Origin of the sequence: Collinsella aerofaciens (genome assembly GCF_005845035.1) — a bacterium.
In the GTDB taxonomy this organism is placed as follows: domain Bacteria; phylum Actinomycetota; class Coriobacteriia; order Coriobacteriales; family Coriobacteriaceae; genus Collinsella; species Collinsella aerofaciens_I.
This window is the reverse complement of sequence record NZ_SPFO01000019.1, coordinates 1-19,032: the sequence shown is the minus strand read 5'-3', so window position 1 is coordinate 19,032 and position 19,032 is coordinate 1. Positions and strand designations below refer to the sequence as shown.

Genomic DNA, 19,032 nt, shown 5'->3' with positions numbered 1-19,032 from the left:
GTCAAACCCTCGTGTGCTCTTCTTAAATCATGCATTGTAGCAGTCAAAGTGCGTTAAGATACTTCCCCAGTATTGGGCGCCCAAGGTTGGGCTGGGTCCTACGAGGCCTGCAGCCGACCGGTCGCATGGAAAAAGGAGAAACATGGCTACGTTCTTTCCCGGTGAGTCCCACACGTTTTCGGAGTATCTGCTGGTCCCTGGTTACTCGTCCTCGCAGTGCATCCCCAACAACGTCTCTCTTAAGACGCCGCTAACCCGCTTTAAGCGCGGTGAGAAGCCGGCAATCACCCTGAACATCCCCATGGTTTCCGCCATCATGCAGTCCGTCTCGGGCGTCGATATGGGTGTCGCGCTCGCTACCGAGGGTGGCCTGTCCTTCATTTACGGTTCTCAGAGTGCCGAGTCCGAGGCCGCTATGGTCAAGGCCGTCAAGGATCACAAGGCCGGCTTCGTTCAGTCCGATTCCACGCTGACCCCCGACATGACCATGGAGCAGGTCATCGAGCTCAAGGAGAAGACCGGTCACTCCACCATGCCGGTCACCGACGACGGCACTCCCAAGGGTAAGCTCCTGGGCATCGTCACCAGCCGTGACTATCGCCCCAGTCGCGATGACCACCAGACGAAGGTCTCCGAGTTCATGACCCCGCGTGAGCAGCTCATCGTGGGTGACAAGAACATCAGCCTCAAGGTTGCCAACGACGTCATCTGGGACAACAAGCTCAACGCCCTGCCCATCGTTGACGACAACGATCACCTCATGGGCATTGTCTTCCGCAAGGACTACGACAGCCACAAGACCAACCCCAACGAGCTGCTCGATAACGACAAGCGCTACATGGTTGGTGCCGGTATCAACACCCGCGACTATGCCGAGCGCGTGCCGCTGCTCATCGAGGCCGGTGCCGATGTCCTGTGCATCGACTCTTCCGAGGGCTTCAGCGAGTGGCAGAAGCGCACCATCGAGTGGATCCGCGCCAACTACGGCGAGGACGTCAAGGTCGGTGCCGGCAACGTCGTCGACGCCGAGGGCTTCCGCTTCCTTGCCGACTGCGGTGCCGACTTCATCAAGGTCGGTATCGGCGGCGGTTCCATCTGCATCACCCGCGAGACCAAGGGCATCGGCCGTGGCCAGGCCACCGCGCTGATCGATGTCTGCCGCGCTCGCGACGAGTACTACGAGGAGACCGGCGTCTACGTGCCCGTGTGCTCCGACGGCGGTATCGTCTACGACTACCACATGACGCTCGCCCTGGCCATGGGTGCAGACTTTATGATGCTGGGTCGTTACTTCGCCCGCTTTGACGAGAGCCCGACCGAGCGCGTCAACGTGAACGGTCAGTACATGAAGGAGTACTGGGGCGAGGGTTCTGCGCGTGCTCGCAACTGGCAGCGCTACGACCTGGGCGGCGCCGCGAAGCTTAGCTTCGTCGAGGGCGTCGACTCCTACGTTCCCTACGCCGGTTCCCTCAAGGACGGCGTGGGCGGCACGCTCTACAAGGTCAAGTCAACGATGTGCAACTGCGGCGCCCTCTCGATCCCCGAGCTCCAGGAAAAGGCGCGCCTGACCCTGGTGAGCTCAACCTCGATCGTCGAAGGCGGAGCCCACGACGTAGTCGTCAAGGATTCGCAGCAGTCCGTAAGTTATCGCTAGTTACTAAAAAAATGATGAAAATGGGGTCGCGTGTCTGCTGGATTGCGACCCCATTTTGTTATAGGTCTCCTTCTCTTTCGCTAATCAGATAAGGATTGTTTCTGACCGTGTTTGAAACAAAATCCAAATAGTCTGCTTCGGTGACGAGATCATTCGGAACAGGTTTATCTACCGTACTGCCCTCTCGAACAATTTCAATCAACTTTGGCCAATACGTTTCAATTTTTCCGTTACGACGCTCCGCCTTCATTCGATTCCACGCTTTTGCGCCGCAGGATTCCCTGAATCCCTTTCCTGAACTATTTTCAGTATTCGTTTTATTTTTTACCTGAAACATGGCAGTGCATTCATCGTTGCAAAAGTCGATTGCCGTGAGAATCTTCCCTCTGCACCAAATCCATCCATATGGCTTAATTTTTGAATATATGTACTCCTCCAATAGGTTGCCACCTATATTTTCAGCACTCATGAATAAATTGTGGTGCGCCGCCCACTCGTAAGCGCGCTCTTTTGATCCTGCGTGTTTTGCGTCCATTACCATATGTATCAGTGCTTCATCGGTAACCGTCTTTTTGGGATTCGCGACATAATCACTTGGAAGCGACTGCCATTCCGAAAGAAATTTTGAAATCCATTTGTTTAGCCAAAGTTCCAAAAATGCTTTCGAGTCTAATTCGAGTATATCTGGCTTCATTGGAATCGAGGGAATCATTGCTGAGGTTTCGGCTTGGAGAAGAATGGGAAATAGTGACTTCATTTCCCTTTTTCTTTCCTCGGCGTCATAGCGACAGGTTTCGTTGTTAATTGTTCGGTCCGCGATGGATTCAAAGAGTTCTTGCGCCGGAATGTGATGCGAGTTGCAGTAATTCAGTGATTCCGATAATTTCTTTTTGACATCTTCACGTTTTGCGTTTTTAGTCATGGTCGTGCCTCCTTTGTGTTGATTTTCAACTAGATAAAACCTATACACAAGCGTATATTTGAATTAAAATGGACTAAAAAATGTTCAATTACTTAATTACTGGAGTCCATTTTGGAAAATGAGGCGATACTGTCTTCCGCGGAAGTTGCGAGCCGTCTCGGGGTGACATCTCAGACTGTTACAAGACTATCTCGTAACGGAGAGCTCAATTATGCGCTTGTTGGTAAGCGTAGAGTCTATAGAGAGAACGATGTTATCAGCTTTATGAGGAAAAAAAATCTATGCTTCGCTCCCGCAGACCATCGCGCTACTGAAGTAGTTGATTCGACATTAACTGCGGTTTCTTTTTTTTCTGGGGCGCTTGGCTTGGATTATGGAATGGAGAGGACCGGTATTTCGTCCAGTCTTTTCTGTGAAAATGACACGAAGTGCCGAATGACTATTGCGTCAAATCGGCCTAATGTTGGTTTGCTAGGAGATATTAATAAGGTTACTCCCGATCGGGTATTTGATTATTCGGGCATTAGCCCGAAAAGGGGTATAGATGTTATGTTTGGCGGGCCTCCTTGTCAGGCATTTTCTACGGCTGGAGCGCGTCGCGCCTTCGATGACGTTAGGGGCAACGTATTTCTAAAGTATCTCGATCTTGCTGACCATCTTCGACCTAAGTATTTGGTAATTGAAAATGTCAGGGGGCTCTTGTCTACGGCATATCCTTTGGAAGCTGGCGGAGAGCCCGTACACGGTGGCGCTATGAAAACGGTTCTCAATAAACTTGAATCAATGGGCTACGGTGTGAGCTTCAATTTGTATAATGCTGCGAACTTTGGTGCGCCTCAAATTAGGGAGAGAGTTGTCTTGATTGCTAAACGAGACGGCTCAATCTGCGATTGGTTGACTCCTACCAATTCCAATGACCCCAAGTGGCAACTTGATACTTGGAAAACTTTTTCAGATGCCGTCGGGGGATTAAAAGGCGAACAACATTACGTTCAGTTTCCGGAAAAAAGGCTTAAGTATTTTCATTTACTTAAAGAAGGTGAGTATTGGAAGAATTTACCCGAGGACATTCAGGAAGAGGCTATGGGAAAGGCGTATCGGCTTGGAGGTGGTAAAACGGGCTTCTATAGAAGAATATGGAACGATCGTCCTTCTCCAACTTTGGTCACAAGCCCGACAATGCCTGCTACTGATTTGTGCCATCCCACAGAAGATCGCCCTCTTTCAATTGAGGAATATCGTGCCATTCAGGGCTTTCCTGAAGATTGGATTTTCCGAGGTGATATTAGCGATATTTATAGGCAAATCGGCAACGCTGTTCCCATTGCTTTGGGAGAGGCTATAGGCAGGGCAATTCTAAAAGACATCTCTAAGTCCAAGGACAACAATAAAGAGATGTTCAAAGGGTTCCCGTATTCGAGATATAAAAATTCAAACCAGCTAACTTGGAGTATTCGATAGCTTGTTATGTTTAAAGTCACAGGCACCTTGGTTTTTGTGATTTGCTATCATCATGCGAGTTAACGATGTGGCGGGGCGTTCTTACCTTTGCTCGCTGCAAGTTCCGCACGAGCCGAAGAGCACTTAATGTGCTCTTCGTGCGAGCAGGACTGTCCGCAGCAGCGAGTAAAGGTAAGAACGCCCCGCCCCAACCGAGATAACAAAGGAGCTGATATGTGCGATTGCACAGATCATAAGGACGAGATCCCTGCCTACGACGCGCAGGCCATTGAGTCCAAGTGGATGAAGGCCTGGGAGGATTCCAACCTCTTTGCCGTCGACACCGACGACAGCAAGCCTAAAAAGTATGTGCTCGAGATGTTCCCGTATCCGTCGGGCGACCTGCACATGGGCCACGCGCGCAACTATACCATCGGCGATGCCATGGCCCGTCAGGCCCGCATGCGCGGCTTTGACGTGCTGCATCCCATCGGCTTTGACGCCTTTGGCCTGCCTGCCGAGAACGCCGCCATCAAGCACAATACGCAGGCTGCCGCCTGGACGTATAAGAATATGGACCAGGCGCTCGCCACGATGAAGCGCATGGGCTTCTCCTACGATCTGGATCGCATGGTCAAGACCTGCAGCCCCGACTACTACCGCTGGGGTCAGTGGATCTTTGAGAAGCTGTGGGAAAAGGGCCTGGTCTACCGCAAAAAGAACCCGGTCAACTGGTGTCCTAACTGCAAGACCGTTCTGGCCAACGAGCAGGTCACCGAGGGCAAGTGCTGGCGCTGCGGCACCGAGCCCGAGAAGCGCGACCTTGAGCAGTGGTACTTCAAGATCACCGAGTACTCCCAGGAGCTGCTCGACGACCTGGAGAAGCTCCCCGGCTGGCCCGAGCGCGTCAAGCAGATGCAGGCCAACTGGATCGGTCGCTCCGAGGGTGCCGAGGTCGACTTTACCCTGTGCGACCAGGATGGCGAGCCCATTGAGGGCGACGAGGGCAAGATCACCGTCTTTACCACGCGTGCCGACACCCTCTTTGGCGTCTCCTTTTTTGTCCTGGCTCCCGAGTACGCTCGTCTGCACGAGCTCGTCGAGGGCACGGAGTATGAGGAGGCCGTCACCAAGATCGTCGAGGACTCCAAGCATATCTCTGCCGTCGAGCGTGCCCAGGGCACCCTCGAGAAGCACGGTGCCTTTACCGGCCGCTACGTGGTAAACCCCGTCAACGGCGAGAAGGTCCCCGTGTGGGTTGCCGATTATGTCGTTGCCGACTATGGAACCGGCGCCGTCATGGCCGTTCCCTGTGGTGACCAGCGCGACTTTGAGTTTGCCCGCAAGTACGACCTGCCGATCGTGCCGATCATCCTGGACGATGACGATCGCGCTGCCGTCGAGGCCACCGGTGAGACCATCGATACCTTCCATGCCGAGACCGTCGACTGGGATTGCGCCCACGCTGCCGAGGGCACGCTCGTCCAGTCCGGCAAGTACACCGGCATGCGCGGCGGTAAGCACTCCGAGGGCGAGGCTGCGATCGTGGCCGACCTCGAGGCCATGGGCTGCGGTCGTCGCAAGGTCGAGTTCCGTCTGCGCGACTGGCTCATTTCCCGTCAGCGCTATTGGGGCAACCCCATCCCGGCCATCCACTGCGAGCACTGCGGCATCGTGCCCGTGCCCGAGGATCAGCTGCCGGTAACGCTGCCCGAGAACCTGGATCTGGGCGCCGGCGAGACCCTCGCCGAGTGCAAGGAGTTCTACGAGACCACCTGCCCGGTCTGCGGCCGCCCGGCCAAGCGCGAGACCGATACCATGGACACCTTCACCTGTTCCAGCTGGTATTACCTGCGCTATACCGATCCGCACAATACCGAGCTGCCCTTCTCCCGCGAGGCCGCCGACCGTTGGATGCCCGTCGATAACTACATCGGCGGTATCGAGCACGCCATTCTGCACCTGCTCTACAGCCGCTTCTTTACCAAGGCGCTGCGCGACCTGGGCCTGCTGAGTGTGGACGAGCCCTTCACCAACCTGCTGTGCCAGGGCATGGTCAAGGACGAGAACGGCGACACCATGTCCAAGTCCAAGGGCAATGTCGTGCCTCCGAGCTCGGTCATCGAGCCCTACGGCGCCGACACCATGCGTCTGGCGATCCTGTTTATCGCCCCGCCCGAGAAGGACTTCGACTGGGATCCCAAGGCTGTCGAGGGCGCTAACCGCTTCATCAAGCGCGCCTGGCGTATCGTTTGGCAGCTCGTCCAGTCCGGCGACGCCAACGTGGCCTTCGACAAGTCCGCGCTCGACGAGGTCGCGATGAAGCTCTATCGCGAGCGTCACCGCACCATCGCCAAGTGCACCGAGGACTTCGATCGCGGCCAGTTCAACACCGCCATCTCGGCCGTCATGGAGCTCGTCAACGCGGCGAGCGCCTACCTCAACGCCACCGAGGGTACCGCCCGCGACAAGGCGCTGTGCTACGGCGTGGCTAAGGATATCGTGAGCGTCCTTGCCCCCATCTGTCCGTTCTGGGCCGACGAGCTGTGGCACGAGGCACTCGGCTGCGAGGGCAACGCCTACACCGCCGCCTGGCCCGAGTTCGACCTGGCCGAGTCCGTTGAGGACACGGTGCAGATCGTGGTCCAGGTGCTCGGCAAGGTCCGCGGCCGCGTCGACGTTGCCCGCGATGCCTCCAATGAGGATATGCAGGCTGCCGCCGAGGCCGCCGTCGCCAAGTGGCTCGAGGGCAAGACGGTCGTCAAGGCCATCTGCGTGCCCGGCAAGCTGGTCAACCTGGTGGTCAAGTAAGCACTGCGCGCTTAACTGACGCATAAAAGACGAGGGGCGATCCGGTTGGGTCGTCCCTCGTTTTGCATGTATCTGCCTAGTTGCCTTCGGCCAATTGTCCTATTCTTGTGGAGAAGCTGTGCGCACGCTGACCTGCAGATTCGTACTGTGCTTGCACGTTTCCGCAGCTATTGGTATAGTTTGCTTGCAAATGAAGTTGTAATTGAAAGAAGTGGGGTTTCGGCCCCGCTTCTTTTTTGTATGGATGGAGGTGCCGCAATGGTCAAGACCAAGACCGAGCAGGCGATCATCGACGCGCTCGAGGCCGTCGCCCCCCAGCACGATGTCGACATTGTCGACGTTGAGCTCGTGGGCGCCACCAAGGCCCCCTGCGTGCGCGTGCGTATCGAGGGTGCCGAGGGTCAGAGCCTGTCGCTCAACGACGTCACGGCCAACACCAAGTGGGTCGGCGATGTGATTGAGGAGCTCGACCCCATCTCTTCGAGCTATACGCTCGAGGTGTCGAGCCCGGGCATGGCGCGCCCGCTGCGCCGCCCGCGCGACTTTGCCCGCTTTGTGGGCGAGGATTGTGAGCTCACCTCCACTGCCACCGAGGGCCGTCGCAAGTACACCGGCAAGATTGCCGCCGCGACCGAGACGAACGTGACCCTCGAGCTCGAGGACGGCGAGTCCGTCACCCTCGATTTCTCTGATGTTAAAAAGTGCAAGTTGAAGCCCACCTACGACTTCAAGCCCGCGAAGGAAGGAAAATAAGATGGCAGCATCCGACATGATGTCCGCCCTGATGGAGCTTTGCCAGGATAAGCACATCGACCAGCTCTACCTGATCGACCGCCTGGAGCAGTCGCTCGCCAAGAGCTATGCCGAGATTTTGCATCTTGACTGGGGCGCTAAGGTGACCATCGACCGCACCACCGGTAAGATCTACGTCTACCGCCTGGAGCCGATCGACGATTCTATGGACGAGGAGGGCAACTTCACCGAGTTCGAGGAGATTGACGTCACCCCCAAGAACACGAGCCGCATCGCCGCCCAGCATGCCAAGGCCGAGATCAACGCCATCGTTCGCAACTCCGCTCGCGAGCAGATCTATGAGGAGTTCTCCGGCCGCATCGGTGACCTCATCAGCGGTACCGTGTTGCAGTCTACGCCCGACTTCACCATCGTCAAGATCCGTGACGGCGTCGAGGCCGAGCTGCCGCACTTTGACCAGCGCCGCTACGAGAACGAGCGCAACGAGCGTCCGATGGGCGAGCGCTACCTCCACAACCAGCACATCAAGGCCGTGATCATCGACGTCCGCGACCCCAACTCCAACCTGCAGCCGGTTCGCGGCGAGCACAGCCGTCCGCCGATCGTCATCTCCCGCACCCATCCTGAGCTCATGCGTCGCCTGTTTGAGCAGGAGGTGCCCGAGATCTATGAGGGCACCGTCCAGATCAAGTCGATCGCCCGCGAGCCCGGCCAGCGCTCCAAGGTCGCCGTTCACTCGCTCGACGATCGCCTGGATCCGGTTGGCGCCTGCGTCGGTCCCAAGGGCAGCCGTGTTCGCGCCGTCGTGGGCGAGCTCCGTGGCGAGCGCGTCGACGTCATCCTGTGGGATGCCGATCCGGCCGTCTACGTCGCAAACGCCCTGTCGCCCGCCAAGGTCACCCGCGTCCTCATCGACGAGGAGAAGGCCTACGCCGGCGTCATCGTGCCCGACGACCAGCTGTCCCTCGCCATCGGCAAGGAGGGCCAGAATGCCCGCCTCGCCGCGCGCCTGACCGGCTGGCACATCGACATTAAGTCCGAGATCCTTGCCGCCGACATCCTCAAGAACGTTCCCGTTCACGAGGAGCCTGCCGCCGACCTGATCGGTGACGAGGGGGACGAGGACGTCCGTCGCTGCGAGTTCGTGTCCGAGGACGGCATCCAGTGCCGCAACCAGGCCCGTCCCGGCTCCCGTTTCTGCGGTGTCCACGACACCGACGCCTTCGATGATGCGGAGGACCTGATCTAGCGCGCGGTCGCGCTGGGCAGGTCCCGGCGCATCCCCCACGCTCGTTCAGTCTCTAGGCACCCAAGGTGCCAGAAAGGGTAGGTGAAGTCATATGGCAAAAGTCCGTGTGTCCACCCTGGCCAAAGAGTTCGGCATGACCTCCAAGGAACTGATGGGTCATCTCGCCGAAATGAAGATTCCCGCTAAGTCCGCTTCCTCCGCCCTGGAGGACGCTTACGTCGCCATGGTCCGCAAGCAGCTCGCCTCGGTGATCGAGGCCCGCGCCCAGGAAGTCGAGGCCGCTAAGCAGGCCGAGGAGCAGGCCGCTGCCGCCGAGGAGGCAGCACGCGCTGCCGAGGCAGAGCGCGAGCGCATCGCCGCCGAGAAGGCTCGCGAGGAGGAGCGCCGTCAGTTCGCAGCCGCCCAGGCTGCCGAGGAGGCCGCCCGTGCCGAGGCCGAGGCCAAGAAGAAGGCCGAGCAGGAGCGTCTTGCCCGCGAGAAGGAGGAGGCTGCCCGCGAGGCCCAGCGCCGCGCCGTTCCCGCTTCCGACTCCGGTTCGCGTTTCCGTTCGCTGCTCGACCAGATCGCCGCACAGGAGACTGTGCTCAAGGAGAAGAAGGACGCCGAGGAGAAAGCCAAGGCCGAGCGCGCTGCCGAGCGCGGCAACCGTCGTGGCGGCAACAACGACCGTCGCGGTGGCCGTCGTAACGATCGCAACGCCTCCGACAACAACTCCGAGCGCAACGCCTCCGAGAACCGTCCGCACAGCCATCGCACCAATGCCAGCAACAACGTCGCTGCCGGCATGGACTTCCCCAACCCCGACAAGCAGGGCAAGGGCAAGAAGCGCAAGGGCGGTCACAACAACGAAGAGGACCACTACAGCCGCATGGCTCGCGAGGCCGAGGAGTACAGCCGCGAGAAGGTGCTCGAGGAGGCTCGTGCCGCCGTCGAGGAGGCCTCTCGCGAGTCCACCGGTCGCCGCAAAAAGCGCAAGGAGAAGCGCGAGCGCGAGGCCGCAAAGGCTCAGGAAGAGCGCAAGATTGAGGAGGCGCTGGCCCAGGGCGTGAACCCCGAGGAGCTCGACGCCATCAAGGTTTCCCAGGGCGTTACCGTCCAGGAGCTCGCTGAGGCGCTCGACGTTCCGGCCAACGACATCATCAAGCGCCTGTTCCTGCTGGGCACGCCGCTTACCATGACGCAGTCCATGTCCGACGACCTCGTCGAGCTCGTTGCCGACGACCTGGGCCGTCAGATCAAGATCATCACCCCCGAGGAGGAGAACACCTTCTCGTTCTACGACGATCCCGCCGACCTTAAGCCGCGCGCCCCGGTCGTCACCGTCATGGGCCACGTCGACCACGGCAAGACGAGCCTCCTCGACGCTATCCGCCATACCGGCGTCGCTGCCGGCGAGGCGGGCGGCATTACCCAGGCCATCGGCGCTTCGCAGGTCATGATCAACGACCGCAAGATCACCTTCATCGATACCCCCGGTCACGCCACCTTTACGGCCATGCGTGCCCGCGGCGCCAAGGTGACCGATATTGTCATCCTGATCGTGGCCGCCGATGACGGCGTCATGCCCCAGACCATCGAGTCGATCAACCACGCCAAGGCCGCCGGCGTTCCCATCGTCGTCGCCGTCAACAAGATCGATAAGCCGGGTGCCAACCCCGACCGCGTGCGCCAGGAGCTCACCGAGTACGGCATCATCCCCGAGGAGTGGGGCGGACAGAACATGTTCGTCAACATCTCGGCCAAGCAGAAGATCGGTATCGACGACCTGCTCGAGACCGTCCTGCTCCAGGCCGACGTGCTCGAGCTCAAGGCCAACCCCGATACGTTCGCATCGGGCAACGTCCTCGAGGCTAAGCTCGACAAGGGCCGCGGCTCGGTTGCCACCGTGCTCGTGACCCGCGGTACCCTGCACGTGGGCGACACGCTGGTCGCCGGCCTCACCTATGGCCGCGTCCGTGCCATGCTCGACCCCAAGGGTAACGCCGTCACCGAGGCCGGTCCCTCCGACGCCGTCGAGATCTTGGGCCTGCAGTCCGTCCCCAACGCCGGCGACGAGTTCCGCGTATTCGAGGACGAGCGCGAGGCGCGTGCGCTGGCCGACGAGCGTTCGCTCAAGGCCCGTATCGAGGAGCAGAGCCGCGTGAAGCACGTGACGCTCGAGAACCTCTTCGAGACCATCGCCGACGCCGAGGTCAAGGAGCTCAACCTGATCATCAAGGCCGACGTCCAGGGTTCCATTGAGGCCCTTCAGGACTCCCTCGACAAGATGGATCAGTCCGAGGTGCGCATCAACACGATCCACTCCGCCGTTGGTGCCATCAACGAGACCGACGTCGTCCTGGCCGACGCCTCCAACGCCATCATCATCGGCTTTGGCGTCCGTCCTGACGGCAAGGCCCGCTCCGCCGCCGAGCGCGAGGGCGTCGAGATCCGTTGCTACGACGTCATCTACAAGTGCCTCGAGGACCTCGACGCTGCCCGTATCGGCATGCTCAAGCCCACCGAGGTTGAGGTCTCCACGGGCACTGCGACCGTCCTGGACACCTTCAAGGTGCCCAAAGTCGGCATCGCCGCCGGTGTCCGCGTCGAAGAGGGCGAGATCGCCGCGACCGATTCCGTACGCCTGGTGCGCGACGGCATCGTGGTCTTCAACGGTAAAATCGCCTCGATGCGTCACTACAAGGACGAGGCCAAGAGCCTCAAGAGCGGCTCCGAGGGCGGTATTGGTCTGGAGAACTTCCAGGACATCAAGCCTGGCGACACCATTGAGGGCTACCGCATTGACCAGGTTGCCCGTACCGAGTAGGGGGTAGCGCTATGAAGCAAACGCAGGCAACCCGCCGTCTGGGCGAGCAGCTTCGCGAGAAGCTCGGTTATATCCTGCTCTTTGAGGTTTCCGATCCGCGTCTCGACCTGGTCACCCTAACCGCGGTCGAGGTCGCGGTGGACCGCTCGTTCGCGCGCGTGTACGTGTCGTGCGACGCGAGCCGCTACGACGAGGTCATGGAGGCGCTCGCCAGCGCCAAGGGCCGCATCCGTAGCCTGTTGGCCCGCTCGCTCGATTGGCGCGTCACGCCCGAACTCGATTTTCGCATCGATCGCTCGACCGATGAGGCCGAGCGCATCACGCGTGCGCTGGAAAACGTTCCCGCCACGCTTGCGATCGAAAAGGACGAGGACGGCTATCCAATTGCGGATGCCGCCCAGGAGGCAGCTTTTGATGAGTAATTCCGCCGACCTCGCATCGAGCGAGTCTGCAGATATTCAGCGACGCATCCTCGAGCTCATCGAGGGTGCGTCCTCCATTGCGATTTCGGGACATACGTCTCCCGATGGCGACGCCCTGGGCTCCGTGCTGGGCCTGGGCTTATCGCTTATGAAGTTTTTCCCCAACAAGGACATTGCCCTGCTGCTGGCAGACGATGACCCGGTTCCGCGCATCTACCGCTTTATGGAGGGCGCCGACCGTCTGGTGCCGGCATCTGCGTATACCGGCAATCCGGACCTGTTCATCTCGGTGGACGTGCCGGTCGTCGAGCGTCTGAACAACTCAGCCGAGGTACTCCGCCGCTCGTCGCATGTGGTGTGTTTCGATCATCATCCGGCGCGTGAGGAATTTGCCGAGCTGAGCCTGAGGTGCGTCGGCGCCGCAGCCTGCGCCATGATTATCGACCGCTTTTTGGATAATTGCGGCATTGTGGCTCGCGATGGTGTCGCGACCTGCCTGCTGTGCGGCCTGGTGACCGATACCGGTCGTTTTCAGTACCAAAACGCCGATGCCGCTGCGTTCCATGCCGCCTCGCGCCTGGTTGCGCACGGTGCCGATCCGGCGCGCGTTGCGCTCGAGGTCTACCAGAGCATGCGCGTGGAGTTCTTGCATCTCAAGTCCATCGTTATGGGCCGCATCAAAACCGTGGCGCATGGTCGCGTGGCATATAGTTATGCGTACCAGAGCGACCTCGAGGCCTGCGGCGTCACTTCGGACGAGTGCGACGGCCTGGTCGATGTGGTGCGCTCGGTGATGGGTGTGGAGGTTTGCCTGTTCCTGAAGGGCATTGAGGGCGATACCAAGGTACGCGGTAACCTGCGCTCCAAGGGCGACCTCGATGTGTCCGAGATCGCTGCCAACTTTGGCGGTGGCGGGCATCATGCCGCCGCCGGCTTTTCCAACAACGGAACGATTCGCGAGACGCTCGCCGTGGCACTTCCCATGCTGGCCGAGCTGGTGGGGGAGGATCCCGCTTCGGTGACCGTCGAGCTCTAACATTTTGGATGGTACATGGCTCGTCGTACGCCTTCTCAATTGAATATGCTGCTCGCCGTCGATAAGCCGGTGGGCTGCACGTCCCACGACGTGGTATCGCAGTGCCGACGCGCCCTCCATGAGCGACGCATCGGCCATGCCGGTACGCTCGACCCCATGGCCTCGGGTGTCATGGTGGTGGGCGTGGGCCAGGCGACCCGTCTGCTGGGCATGCTAACCCTCGATACCAAAAGTTATGTCGCCGACATTTCGTTTGGTGTCGAGACGAATACCGATGACGCGGAGGGCGAGGCCGTTCGCACGGTGCCCGTTGCCCCCGAGCTGCACGATCTCGCTTACGCCCGTAAGCAGCTAGCCGCTATGCTTGGCCCGCAGATGCAGGTGCCGCCAGCGTTTTCGGCCATCTCGGTCAATGGTGTTCGCGCCTATAAGAGTGCTCGCGAGGGCAACGCGGTTGAGTTGCCCCCGCGCCCCGTCGAGGTCTATGCCGCCGACCTGATCGCCGTGAGCGGCGAGGGCGAAACGTGCGTCTGGACCGTGGCCTTTTCGGTAAGCAAGGGCACCTACATTCGTGCGCTCGCTCGCGATCTGGGGCGCGCCTGCGATAGTGCTGCGCATATTTCCGCGCTGCGCCGTACGGCCTCCGGCGTGGTTTCCATTGGCGCCTGTCATGCGGTAGAGGAGCTCTCTGCCGAGTCCGCTGCCGGCTTCGCTCTGGATCCCATCGCCGCCCTTGGTGCCACGCGTGTCGATTTGCCGGGTAATCTTGCAGACGACCTGCTTTGTGGTCGCCGAATTCCCGTTGAACGCGCGCTTGCGGATTTCGATACGGCGAAGGCGCCGTTTGCGCTCGTGCTCGATGGTGGATTGAAGGCGCTTGCTCGTATCGAGGGCGGCCGCTTTGTGATGGAGCACGTCTTTCCGCAGGCGATCGGCGGTGTTCGATGATGCTGGCACCCCACGAGCTCGCGCGTATTTTTTTCGCGGGTGAGTTGGATGAGGCCCGTATCGTTTCTGCCGATGCATTTGATGGGTGCGAGTTCTTGGGTGCCGCTTCAATCGCCATTGGCGTGTTTGATGGCGTACATCGTGGGCACCAAGAGCTGATCGATGCGGTTATTCGCGATGCGTATGATCACGGCAGCAAAGCGGTCGTGATTACTTTCGATCCTGACCCGGACGTCGTGGTGAGTCCATCGCCCGCTCAAAAATTGATGACGACGGCCGACCGCCTGCATGCCCTGGCTCAAACCGGGGTCGATGCGGTGGTGGCCGTTCCCTTTACGCCTGCCGTGGCGGTACTTGACCATGTCGGGTTTCTGGCGTTGTTGTCGCGCGTTGTCGACATTCGCTCCATTCGTGTCGGCAGCGACTTTAGGCTCGGCCGCGGCGGCGCTTCGGGCGTTGCCGAGATGCGCGCCTGGGGTACTGAGCATGGGGTTGACGTTTACGGTCACGACTTGCTCTGTGTTAACGGGCAGACCGTCTGCGCCACGCGCGTCCGCCATGAGCTGGGTCAGGGTCATGTGGAGCTGGCTGCCGAGCTTCTTGGCCGTCCCTATATGCTGCGCGGCGTTGTGGCGGCTGGCCGTCACGAGGGCTCCGACATGGGCTTTCCCACGGCAAACATCCAGGTGCCCGACGGCATCCAAGTGCCTGCCGATGGCGTCTATGAGGGTCTGGTGCTGGTCGACGATACCGTATGGCCCGCTGCCGTTAATGTCGGCCTGCCGCCGACCTATGCCGATGATGCCGCCTCGGCGCATCTCGAGGCCAACTTGATCGGCTATGCGGGCGACCTGTATGGCGCCTCGGTGTCGCTGGCGTTTACGCGCTGGCTGCGTCCGTCTCGCGTGTTCGATTCCCTGGACGAGTTGATCGCGACCGTCGAGGGTAATATCGACGATATTCGTCATAACTTGGGTGAGCAGGGGGTGAGTATCCGTGATTAGCGATGAGGAAAAAGATCAGGTACGCGCGGCGTCAGACTTGGTTGCCATCGTGCAGGAAACGGTTGAGCTCAAGCCCCGCGGCCATGAGTTTTGGGGCTGCTGCCCCTTTCATGGCGAAAAGACCCCATCGTTTCACATTATCCCTGCTACGCAGGTGTGGCACTGCTTTGGCTGCGGCGAGGGCGGCGACGTCTTCACCTATATCATGAAGCGCGAGAACCTGAGTTTTCCCGAGTCGATCCGCTATTTGGCTGATCGTGCGGGCATTGAACTGCACGATACCGGCGCGCAGCGCGATCGCGGCACCAAGCGTGCCCGCATCTATGACCTGTGCGCCGAGACAGCCCAGTTCTACCACACCATGCTTATGCGCGGTAAGGACAGCCGTCCGCGCGAGTACTTTGCCAGCCGCGGTATGGGTGGCGATGTCTGTCGACGCTACAGCCTGGGTTTTGCGCCGGGTCGCAACGCATTGGTTTCTCATCTGTCTCAAGCGGGCTTTACCCCGCAGGAGATGATTGACGCCAACGTGGCCGTGAGCCGCGGGCGCGGACAGCTCGCGGACCGCTTTTATGACCGCGTGATGTTTCCCATCTTTGATGAGCAGGGTCACAATATCGCCTTTGGCGGGCGCATCATGGGCGATGGTCAGCCTAAGTACCTCAACACCGCCGAGACGAGCGTGTTTCATAAAAAGCGAAACCTCTATGGCTTTAACTGGGCCAAGGAGTTTATCGTTGCGCAGGATACCGCCATCGTGGTGGAGGGATATACCGACTGCATCGCCTGCTGGGAGGCAGGGATCAAAAACGTCGTCGCCACGCTGGGCACAGCGCTGACGGAACATCACGTCAAGACACTCACCCGTTTTGCCAAGCGCATTGTATATATGTTTGATGGCGACGCCGCCGGCCAAAAGGCCGCCCGTCGCGCGATTCAGTTTATCGAGCAGGATTCGATGGATCTTCGCTGCGTGGTGCTGCCCGACGGCAACGACCCCATGGAGTTCATCACGGCGCATGGCGGCCAGGAACTTCAGGCGCGCATTGACGCGGCCGAGCCCCTCATGGATTTTGTGTACCGCTCGCTACAGGAGTCGAGCGACATTACCACGCCGGGCGGTCGCGCCAAAGCGCTCGAGGACGCGCTGACGCTCATCTATCCGCTACGTGACAGCTATATGATCGACACGTACTTTATCCAGATTGCCGACCTGTTGGGTTTGGACCTGGAGACCGTGCGCGCGAGTTCGGGTCGTGTGTTTCGCGATGTCGCCAAGCGCGAGGATGCGGAACGACGTCGTGAGCAGAGCTACGAGCGTCAACGCGCGCAAGCTGAGCGCGCGGGCAGCTCGCAGGGACGAAGCTCGGGCGGCGGTGCGGCTGGTGCGCGCAGTGCCGGTCGCGGTGCCTGGGCCGCGGGTGCGACGCCGCCGGTGTCCGCACCGGTCGAGGAGGACCCGTACGACTACGTTCCGCTTGATGCCTATGGGGCCGCGCCGGTGGAGGTCGACGAGGATCTGCCGCCAATCGATGTGCCGGCGGGGATGGAAAGCACTGCGCCCGTTGCCGATAGCTCAAGCGCGGCGGCAGCTCCGTCGATGCCGATCGTTTTGACCGATCTGGAGCGGAAATCCCTGGCGGGGGAGCGCGAACTGCTGACGATGCTCACGAGCTATCCCGATTTGTTCCGCACCTATGCCGATCGCATTTGTTCTATCGAGTGGGTCGACCCGCGTCACGAGTCCATTGCGTGGGCCGTGCTGGCGACGCCGCCGGGAACCGATCCTGCGGCATGCATGGATGCGGCGCGCGCGGTGTGTCCCGAGGCGGCATCGCTTGTCAGCGCCGGACGCATCTCGGCGACGAGCAGGCACCCGACCGAGACGAACATCGTCTTTATGCTCGATACGCTCGAGCTCTATACCATCAAACGTCGCATGCGAGCCGCGCAGGCCAAGTTGCGTCAGGACCGTTCACTCGACGATGAGGCCCGTCGGGTGCTGACGATGCAGGCGGTACAAGATTCACAGCGCCAGCGCGAGCTTCAAAAGTCGATCGGTGGCGTGGCCGATCCGTTCCGTTTGATCGGTTTGGAGACCGCGGGTGCCGATCAGGCCTAGATGTTGTGGTCAACCAGCGTATTCTCGCCTATATCCTGTCTTTATTTTGGGTATAGACGTTCATGTGTGTGCTAAAGTATTGAGTCCTGTGGACTACGAAGGGAGAATCTGTGCCAAAAAAGACTGAGAGCACGGGTACTGGGCTGGAATCCTACGTTGCAAAGCTCATGGGCAACGGCTCAAACAGGACTTCGGTAACCGAGGACGAGATTCAGGTCGCCCTGAAGGATATCGATGTTTCTGATGAGCAGCTCAACGCGGTGTATTCCGCGCTGCGCAACAGCGGCATCCAGATTATCTCCGCGAGCGGAAACGACGACGCCCCGATGGCCGTCGACGATGACGATAACGATACCGACGATTTCGACGATGACGAGCACGATTCCGGCTCGCTTGACGATCACGAGCTTAAGATGGCCCGCCAGGCCGATGCCGAGATGGGCTCTTCCAAGAGCAAGAAGAAGCGTACCGTGCGCACGTCTCGTTCGCGTTCGCGCGTGCGCGGCATCGATGCCTCCACGGTGATGCTGACCGGCGACCCGGTTCGTATGTACCTCAAGGAGATCGGTAAGGTCGACCTGCTGACCGCATCTGAAGAGGTCGATCTGGCCATGAAGATTGAGGCCGGTCTCGAGGCTACCGAGAAGCTCGAGGCTGCCGATGCAGGCGAGATCGAACTCACACGCTCCGAGATGCGTCGACTTACGCGTATTGAGAATGTTGGTCTTGAGGCCAAGCAGGCGCTCATAAGCGCAAACCTGCGTCTGGTCGTCTCCATCGCCAAGCGCTATGTCGGCCGTGGCATGCTGTTCCTGGACCTGATCCAGGAGGGCAACCTCGGCCTGATTCGCGCCGTCGAGAAGTTCGACTACCAGAAGGGCTTCAAGTTCTCCACGTACGCCACGTGGTGGATCCGTCAGGCCATTACGCGCGCCATCGCCGATCAGGCCCGTACCATCCGTATTCCCGTGCACATGGTCGAGACCATCAACAAGCTCGTCCGCGTGCAGCGCCAGCTCCTTCAGGACCTGGGTCGCGACCCGACCCTCGAGGAGATCGGTGCCGAGATGGACATGAGCGCCGACCGCGTCCGCGAGATCCAGAAGATTTCGCAGGAGCCCGTGTCGCTCGAGACCCCTATCGGCGAGGAAGAGGATTCCCAGCTTGGCGACTTCATCGAGGACTCCCAGGCTATCGTTCCGCCCGATGCCGCCAGCTTCTCCATGCTGCAGGAGCAGCTCACCCAGGTGCTCGATTCGCTTGCCGATCGCGAGCGCAAGGTTATCGAGCTGCGCTTTGGTCTCGTTGACGGACATCCCCGCACGCTCGAGGAAGTCGGTCGCGAGTTTGGCGTCACGCGCGAGCGCATCCGCCAGATCGAGTCCAAGACCCTGGCCAAGCTCCGCCACCCCAGCCGTTCCAGCAAGCTGAAGGATTACATCGAGTCTTAGTAGTTACGGCGTTTCCGTTCCGGCAGTTAGGGACGTTCCTTTTCTGCCGGCACTTGGGGGCAGTCCTAGTCATTGGGGACGTTCTTGAATGACTAGTCGTTTAAGAACGTCCCCAATGACTAGGTGGTTGATTTTCAATCTCAACGCAACAGCTTGAACGGACCCCGCGTTTCCGCAGCTAGCGCAACGCGGAACTAGCTCCCGGCACCTGGCCGTCGCCTCGTTTCCGCAGGTGGAGAGGCTGTGGAGGCCGGCGTCCCCGCCCTGCCGCGGCATGCTCCGCCAGCCCGCCGCGCAGCCGCTCCGGACTCAGCGCAACGGGCCCTCCGGCCCATGCCCCGGCGCGCCGGCTATCCCGCCAGCGGCCCCTCGTCCCTCGCGGCCCTGGCCCTGTCGATGCAGCCGGGCGTGAGG

At 60.1% G+C, this 19,032-nt stretch carries 13 protein-coding genes; 12 read left to right on the top strand and 1 reads right to left on the bottom strand.

Going from position 1 to position 19,032, the window contains the following annotated elements:
- Nucleotides 1-142: 142 nt before the first annotated feature.
- Complete coding sequence (locus tag FGQ67_RS08345; RefSeq protein ID WP_006234046.1) at nt 143-1,654, top strand: IMP dehydrogenase; 1,512 nt, start codon at nt 143-145, stop codon at nt 1,652-1,654.
- Between the two features lie 58 nt (nt 1,655-1,712).
- On the opposite strand, the gene FGQ67_RS08340 is transcribed toward FGQ67_RS08345, so the two are convergent.
- Complete coding sequence (locus FGQ67_RS08340; RefSeq protein WP_138341300.1) at nt 1,713-2,576, bottom strand: SinI family restriction endonuclease; 864 nt, start codon at nt 2,574-2,576, stop codon at nt 1,713-1,715.
- A gap of 111 nt (nt 2,577-2,687) precedes the next feature.
- Between FGQ67_RS08340 and FGQ67_RS08335 the strand changes: the two genes are divergently transcribed.
- The 11 genes from FGQ67_RS08335 to rpoD all read left to right on the top strand — a co-directional run bounded on the left by FGQ67_RS08335 (nt 2,688) and on the right by rpoD (nt 18,618).
- The gene (locus tag FGQ67_RS08335; protein ID WP_138341298.1) at nt 2,688-4,037 is read left to right on the top strand and encodes a DNA cytosine methyltransferase; all 1,350 of its coding nucleotides are present in this window, start codon (nt 2,688-2,690) and stop codon (nt 4,035-4,037) included.
- A 213-nt stretch (nt 4,038-4,250) separates the two neighbouring features.
- The gene (gene leuS / locus FGQ67_RS08330; RefSeq protein ID WP_138341296.1) at nt 4,251-6,827 is read left to right on the top strand and encodes a leucine--tRNA ligase; all 2,577 of its coding nucleotides are present in this window, start codon (nt 4,251-4,253) and stop codon (nt 6,825-6,827) included.
- A 258-nt stretch (nt 6,828-7,085) separates the two neighbouring features.
- Nucleotides 7,086-7,580, top strand: coding sequence for a ribosome maturation factor RimP (locus FGQ67_RS08325; protein WP_138341294.1), 495 nt, complete (start codon nt 7,086-7,088; stop codon nt 7,578-7,580).
- Nucleotide 7,581: 1 nt separating this feature from the next.
- Nucleotides 7,582-8,829, top strand: a complete 1,248-nt coding sequence (nusA, locus tag FGQ67_RS08320; protein ID WP_138341292.1) for a transcription termination factor NusA — start codon at nt 7,582-7,584, stop codon at nt 8,827-8,829.
- 91 nt (nt 8,830-8,920) lie between these two features.
- On the top strand, nt 8,921-11,635 hold the full coding sequence (infB, locus tag FGQ67_RS08315; RefSeq protein WP_138341290.1) for a translation initiation factor IF-2: 2,715 nt from the start codon (nt 8,921-8,923) through the stop codon (nt 11,633-11,635).
- An 11-nt stretch (nt 11,636-11,646) separates the two neighbouring features.
- Nucleotides 11,647-12,057 (top strand): 30S ribosome-binding factor RbfA, encoded by a 411-nt coding sequence (gene rbfA / locus FGQ67_RS08310; RefSeq protein WP_138341288.1) that lies wholly within the window; start codon nt 11,647-11,649, stop codon nt 12,055-12,057.
- On the top strand, nt 12,050-13,093 hold the full coding sequence (locus tag FGQ67_RS08305; RefSeq protein ID WP_138341286.1) for a DHH family phosphoesterase: 1,044 nt from the start codon (nt 12,050-12,052) through the stop codon (nt 13,091-13,093). The genes rbfA and FGQ67_RS08305 overlap by 8 nt, the downstream gene beginning before the upstream one ends.
- Before the next feature lie 15 nt (nt 13,094-13,108).
- Nucleotides 13,109-14,041 carry a tRNA pseudouridine(55) synthase TruB gene (truB, locus tag FGQ67_RS08300; RefSeq protein WP_138341285.1) on the top strand — a complete coding sequence of 311 codons (933 nt, stop codon included), beginning with the start codon at nt 13,109-13,111 and terminating at the stop codon, nt 14,039-14,041.
- The gene (gene ribF, locus FGQ67_RS08295; protein WP_249934433.1) at nt 14,038-15,045 is read left to right on the top strand and encodes a riboflavin biosynthesis protein RibF; all 1,008 of its coding nucleotides are present in this window, start codon (nt 14,038-14,040) and stop codon (nt 15,043-15,045) included. The genes truB and ribF overlap by 4 nt, the downstream gene beginning before the upstream one ends.
- On the top strand, nt 15,038-17,167 hold the full coding sequence (gene dnaG, locus FGQ67_RS08290) for a DNA primase (protein ID WP_138341283.1): 2,130 nt from the start codon (nt 15,038-15,040) through the stop codon (nt 17,165-17,167). Before ribF ends, dnaG begins: the two co-directional genes overlap by 8 nt.
- A gap of 110 nt (nt 17,168-17,277) precedes the next feature.
- Complete coding sequence (rpoD, locus tag FGQ67_RS08285; protein WP_138341281.1) at nt 17,278-18,618, top strand: RNA polymerase sigma factor RpoD; 1,341 nt, start codon at nt 17,278-17,280, stop codon at nt 18,616-18,618.
- Nucleotides 18,619-19,032 lie beyond the last annotated feature (414 nt).

Coding starts and splice junctions, on each gene's coding strand:
- FGQ67_RS08345 (WP_006234046.1), top strand. CDS start 143: ATGGCTACGTTCTTTCCCGGTGAGTCCCACACGTTTTCGGAGTATCTG.
- FGQ67_RS08340 (WP_138341300.1), bottom strand. CDS start 2,576: ATGACTAAAAACGCAAAACGTGAAGATGTCAAAAAGAAATTATCGGAA.
- leuS (WP_138341296.1), top strand. CDS start 4,251: ATGTGCGATTGCACAGATCATAAGGACGAGATCCCTGCCTACGACGCG.
- FGQ67_RS08325 (WP_138341294.1), top strand. CDS start 7,086: ATGGTCAAGACCAAGACCGAGCAGGCGATCATCGACGCGCTCGAGGCC.
- nusA (WP_138341292.1), top strand. CDS start 7,582: ATGGCAGCATCCGACATGATGTCCGCCCTGATGGAGCTTTGCCAGGAT.
- infB (WP_138341290.1), top strand. CDS start 8,921: ATGGCAAAAGTCCGTGTGTCCACCCTGGCCAAAGAGTTCGGCATGACC.
- rbfA (WP_138341288.1), top strand. CDS start 11,647: ATGAAGCAAACGCAGGCAACCCGCCGTCTGGGCGAGCAGCTTCGCGAG.
- FGQ67_RS08305 (WP_138341286.1), top strand. CDS start 12,050: ATGAGTAATTCCGCCGACCTCGCATCGAGCGAGTCTGCAGATATTCAG.
- truB (WP_138341285.1), top strand. CDS start 13,109: ATGGCTCGTCGTACGCCTTCTCAATTGAATATGCTGCTCGCCGTCGAT.
- ribF (WP_249934433.1), top strand. CDS start 14,038: ATGATGCTGGCACCCCACGAGCTCGCGCGTATTTTTTTCGCGGGTGAG.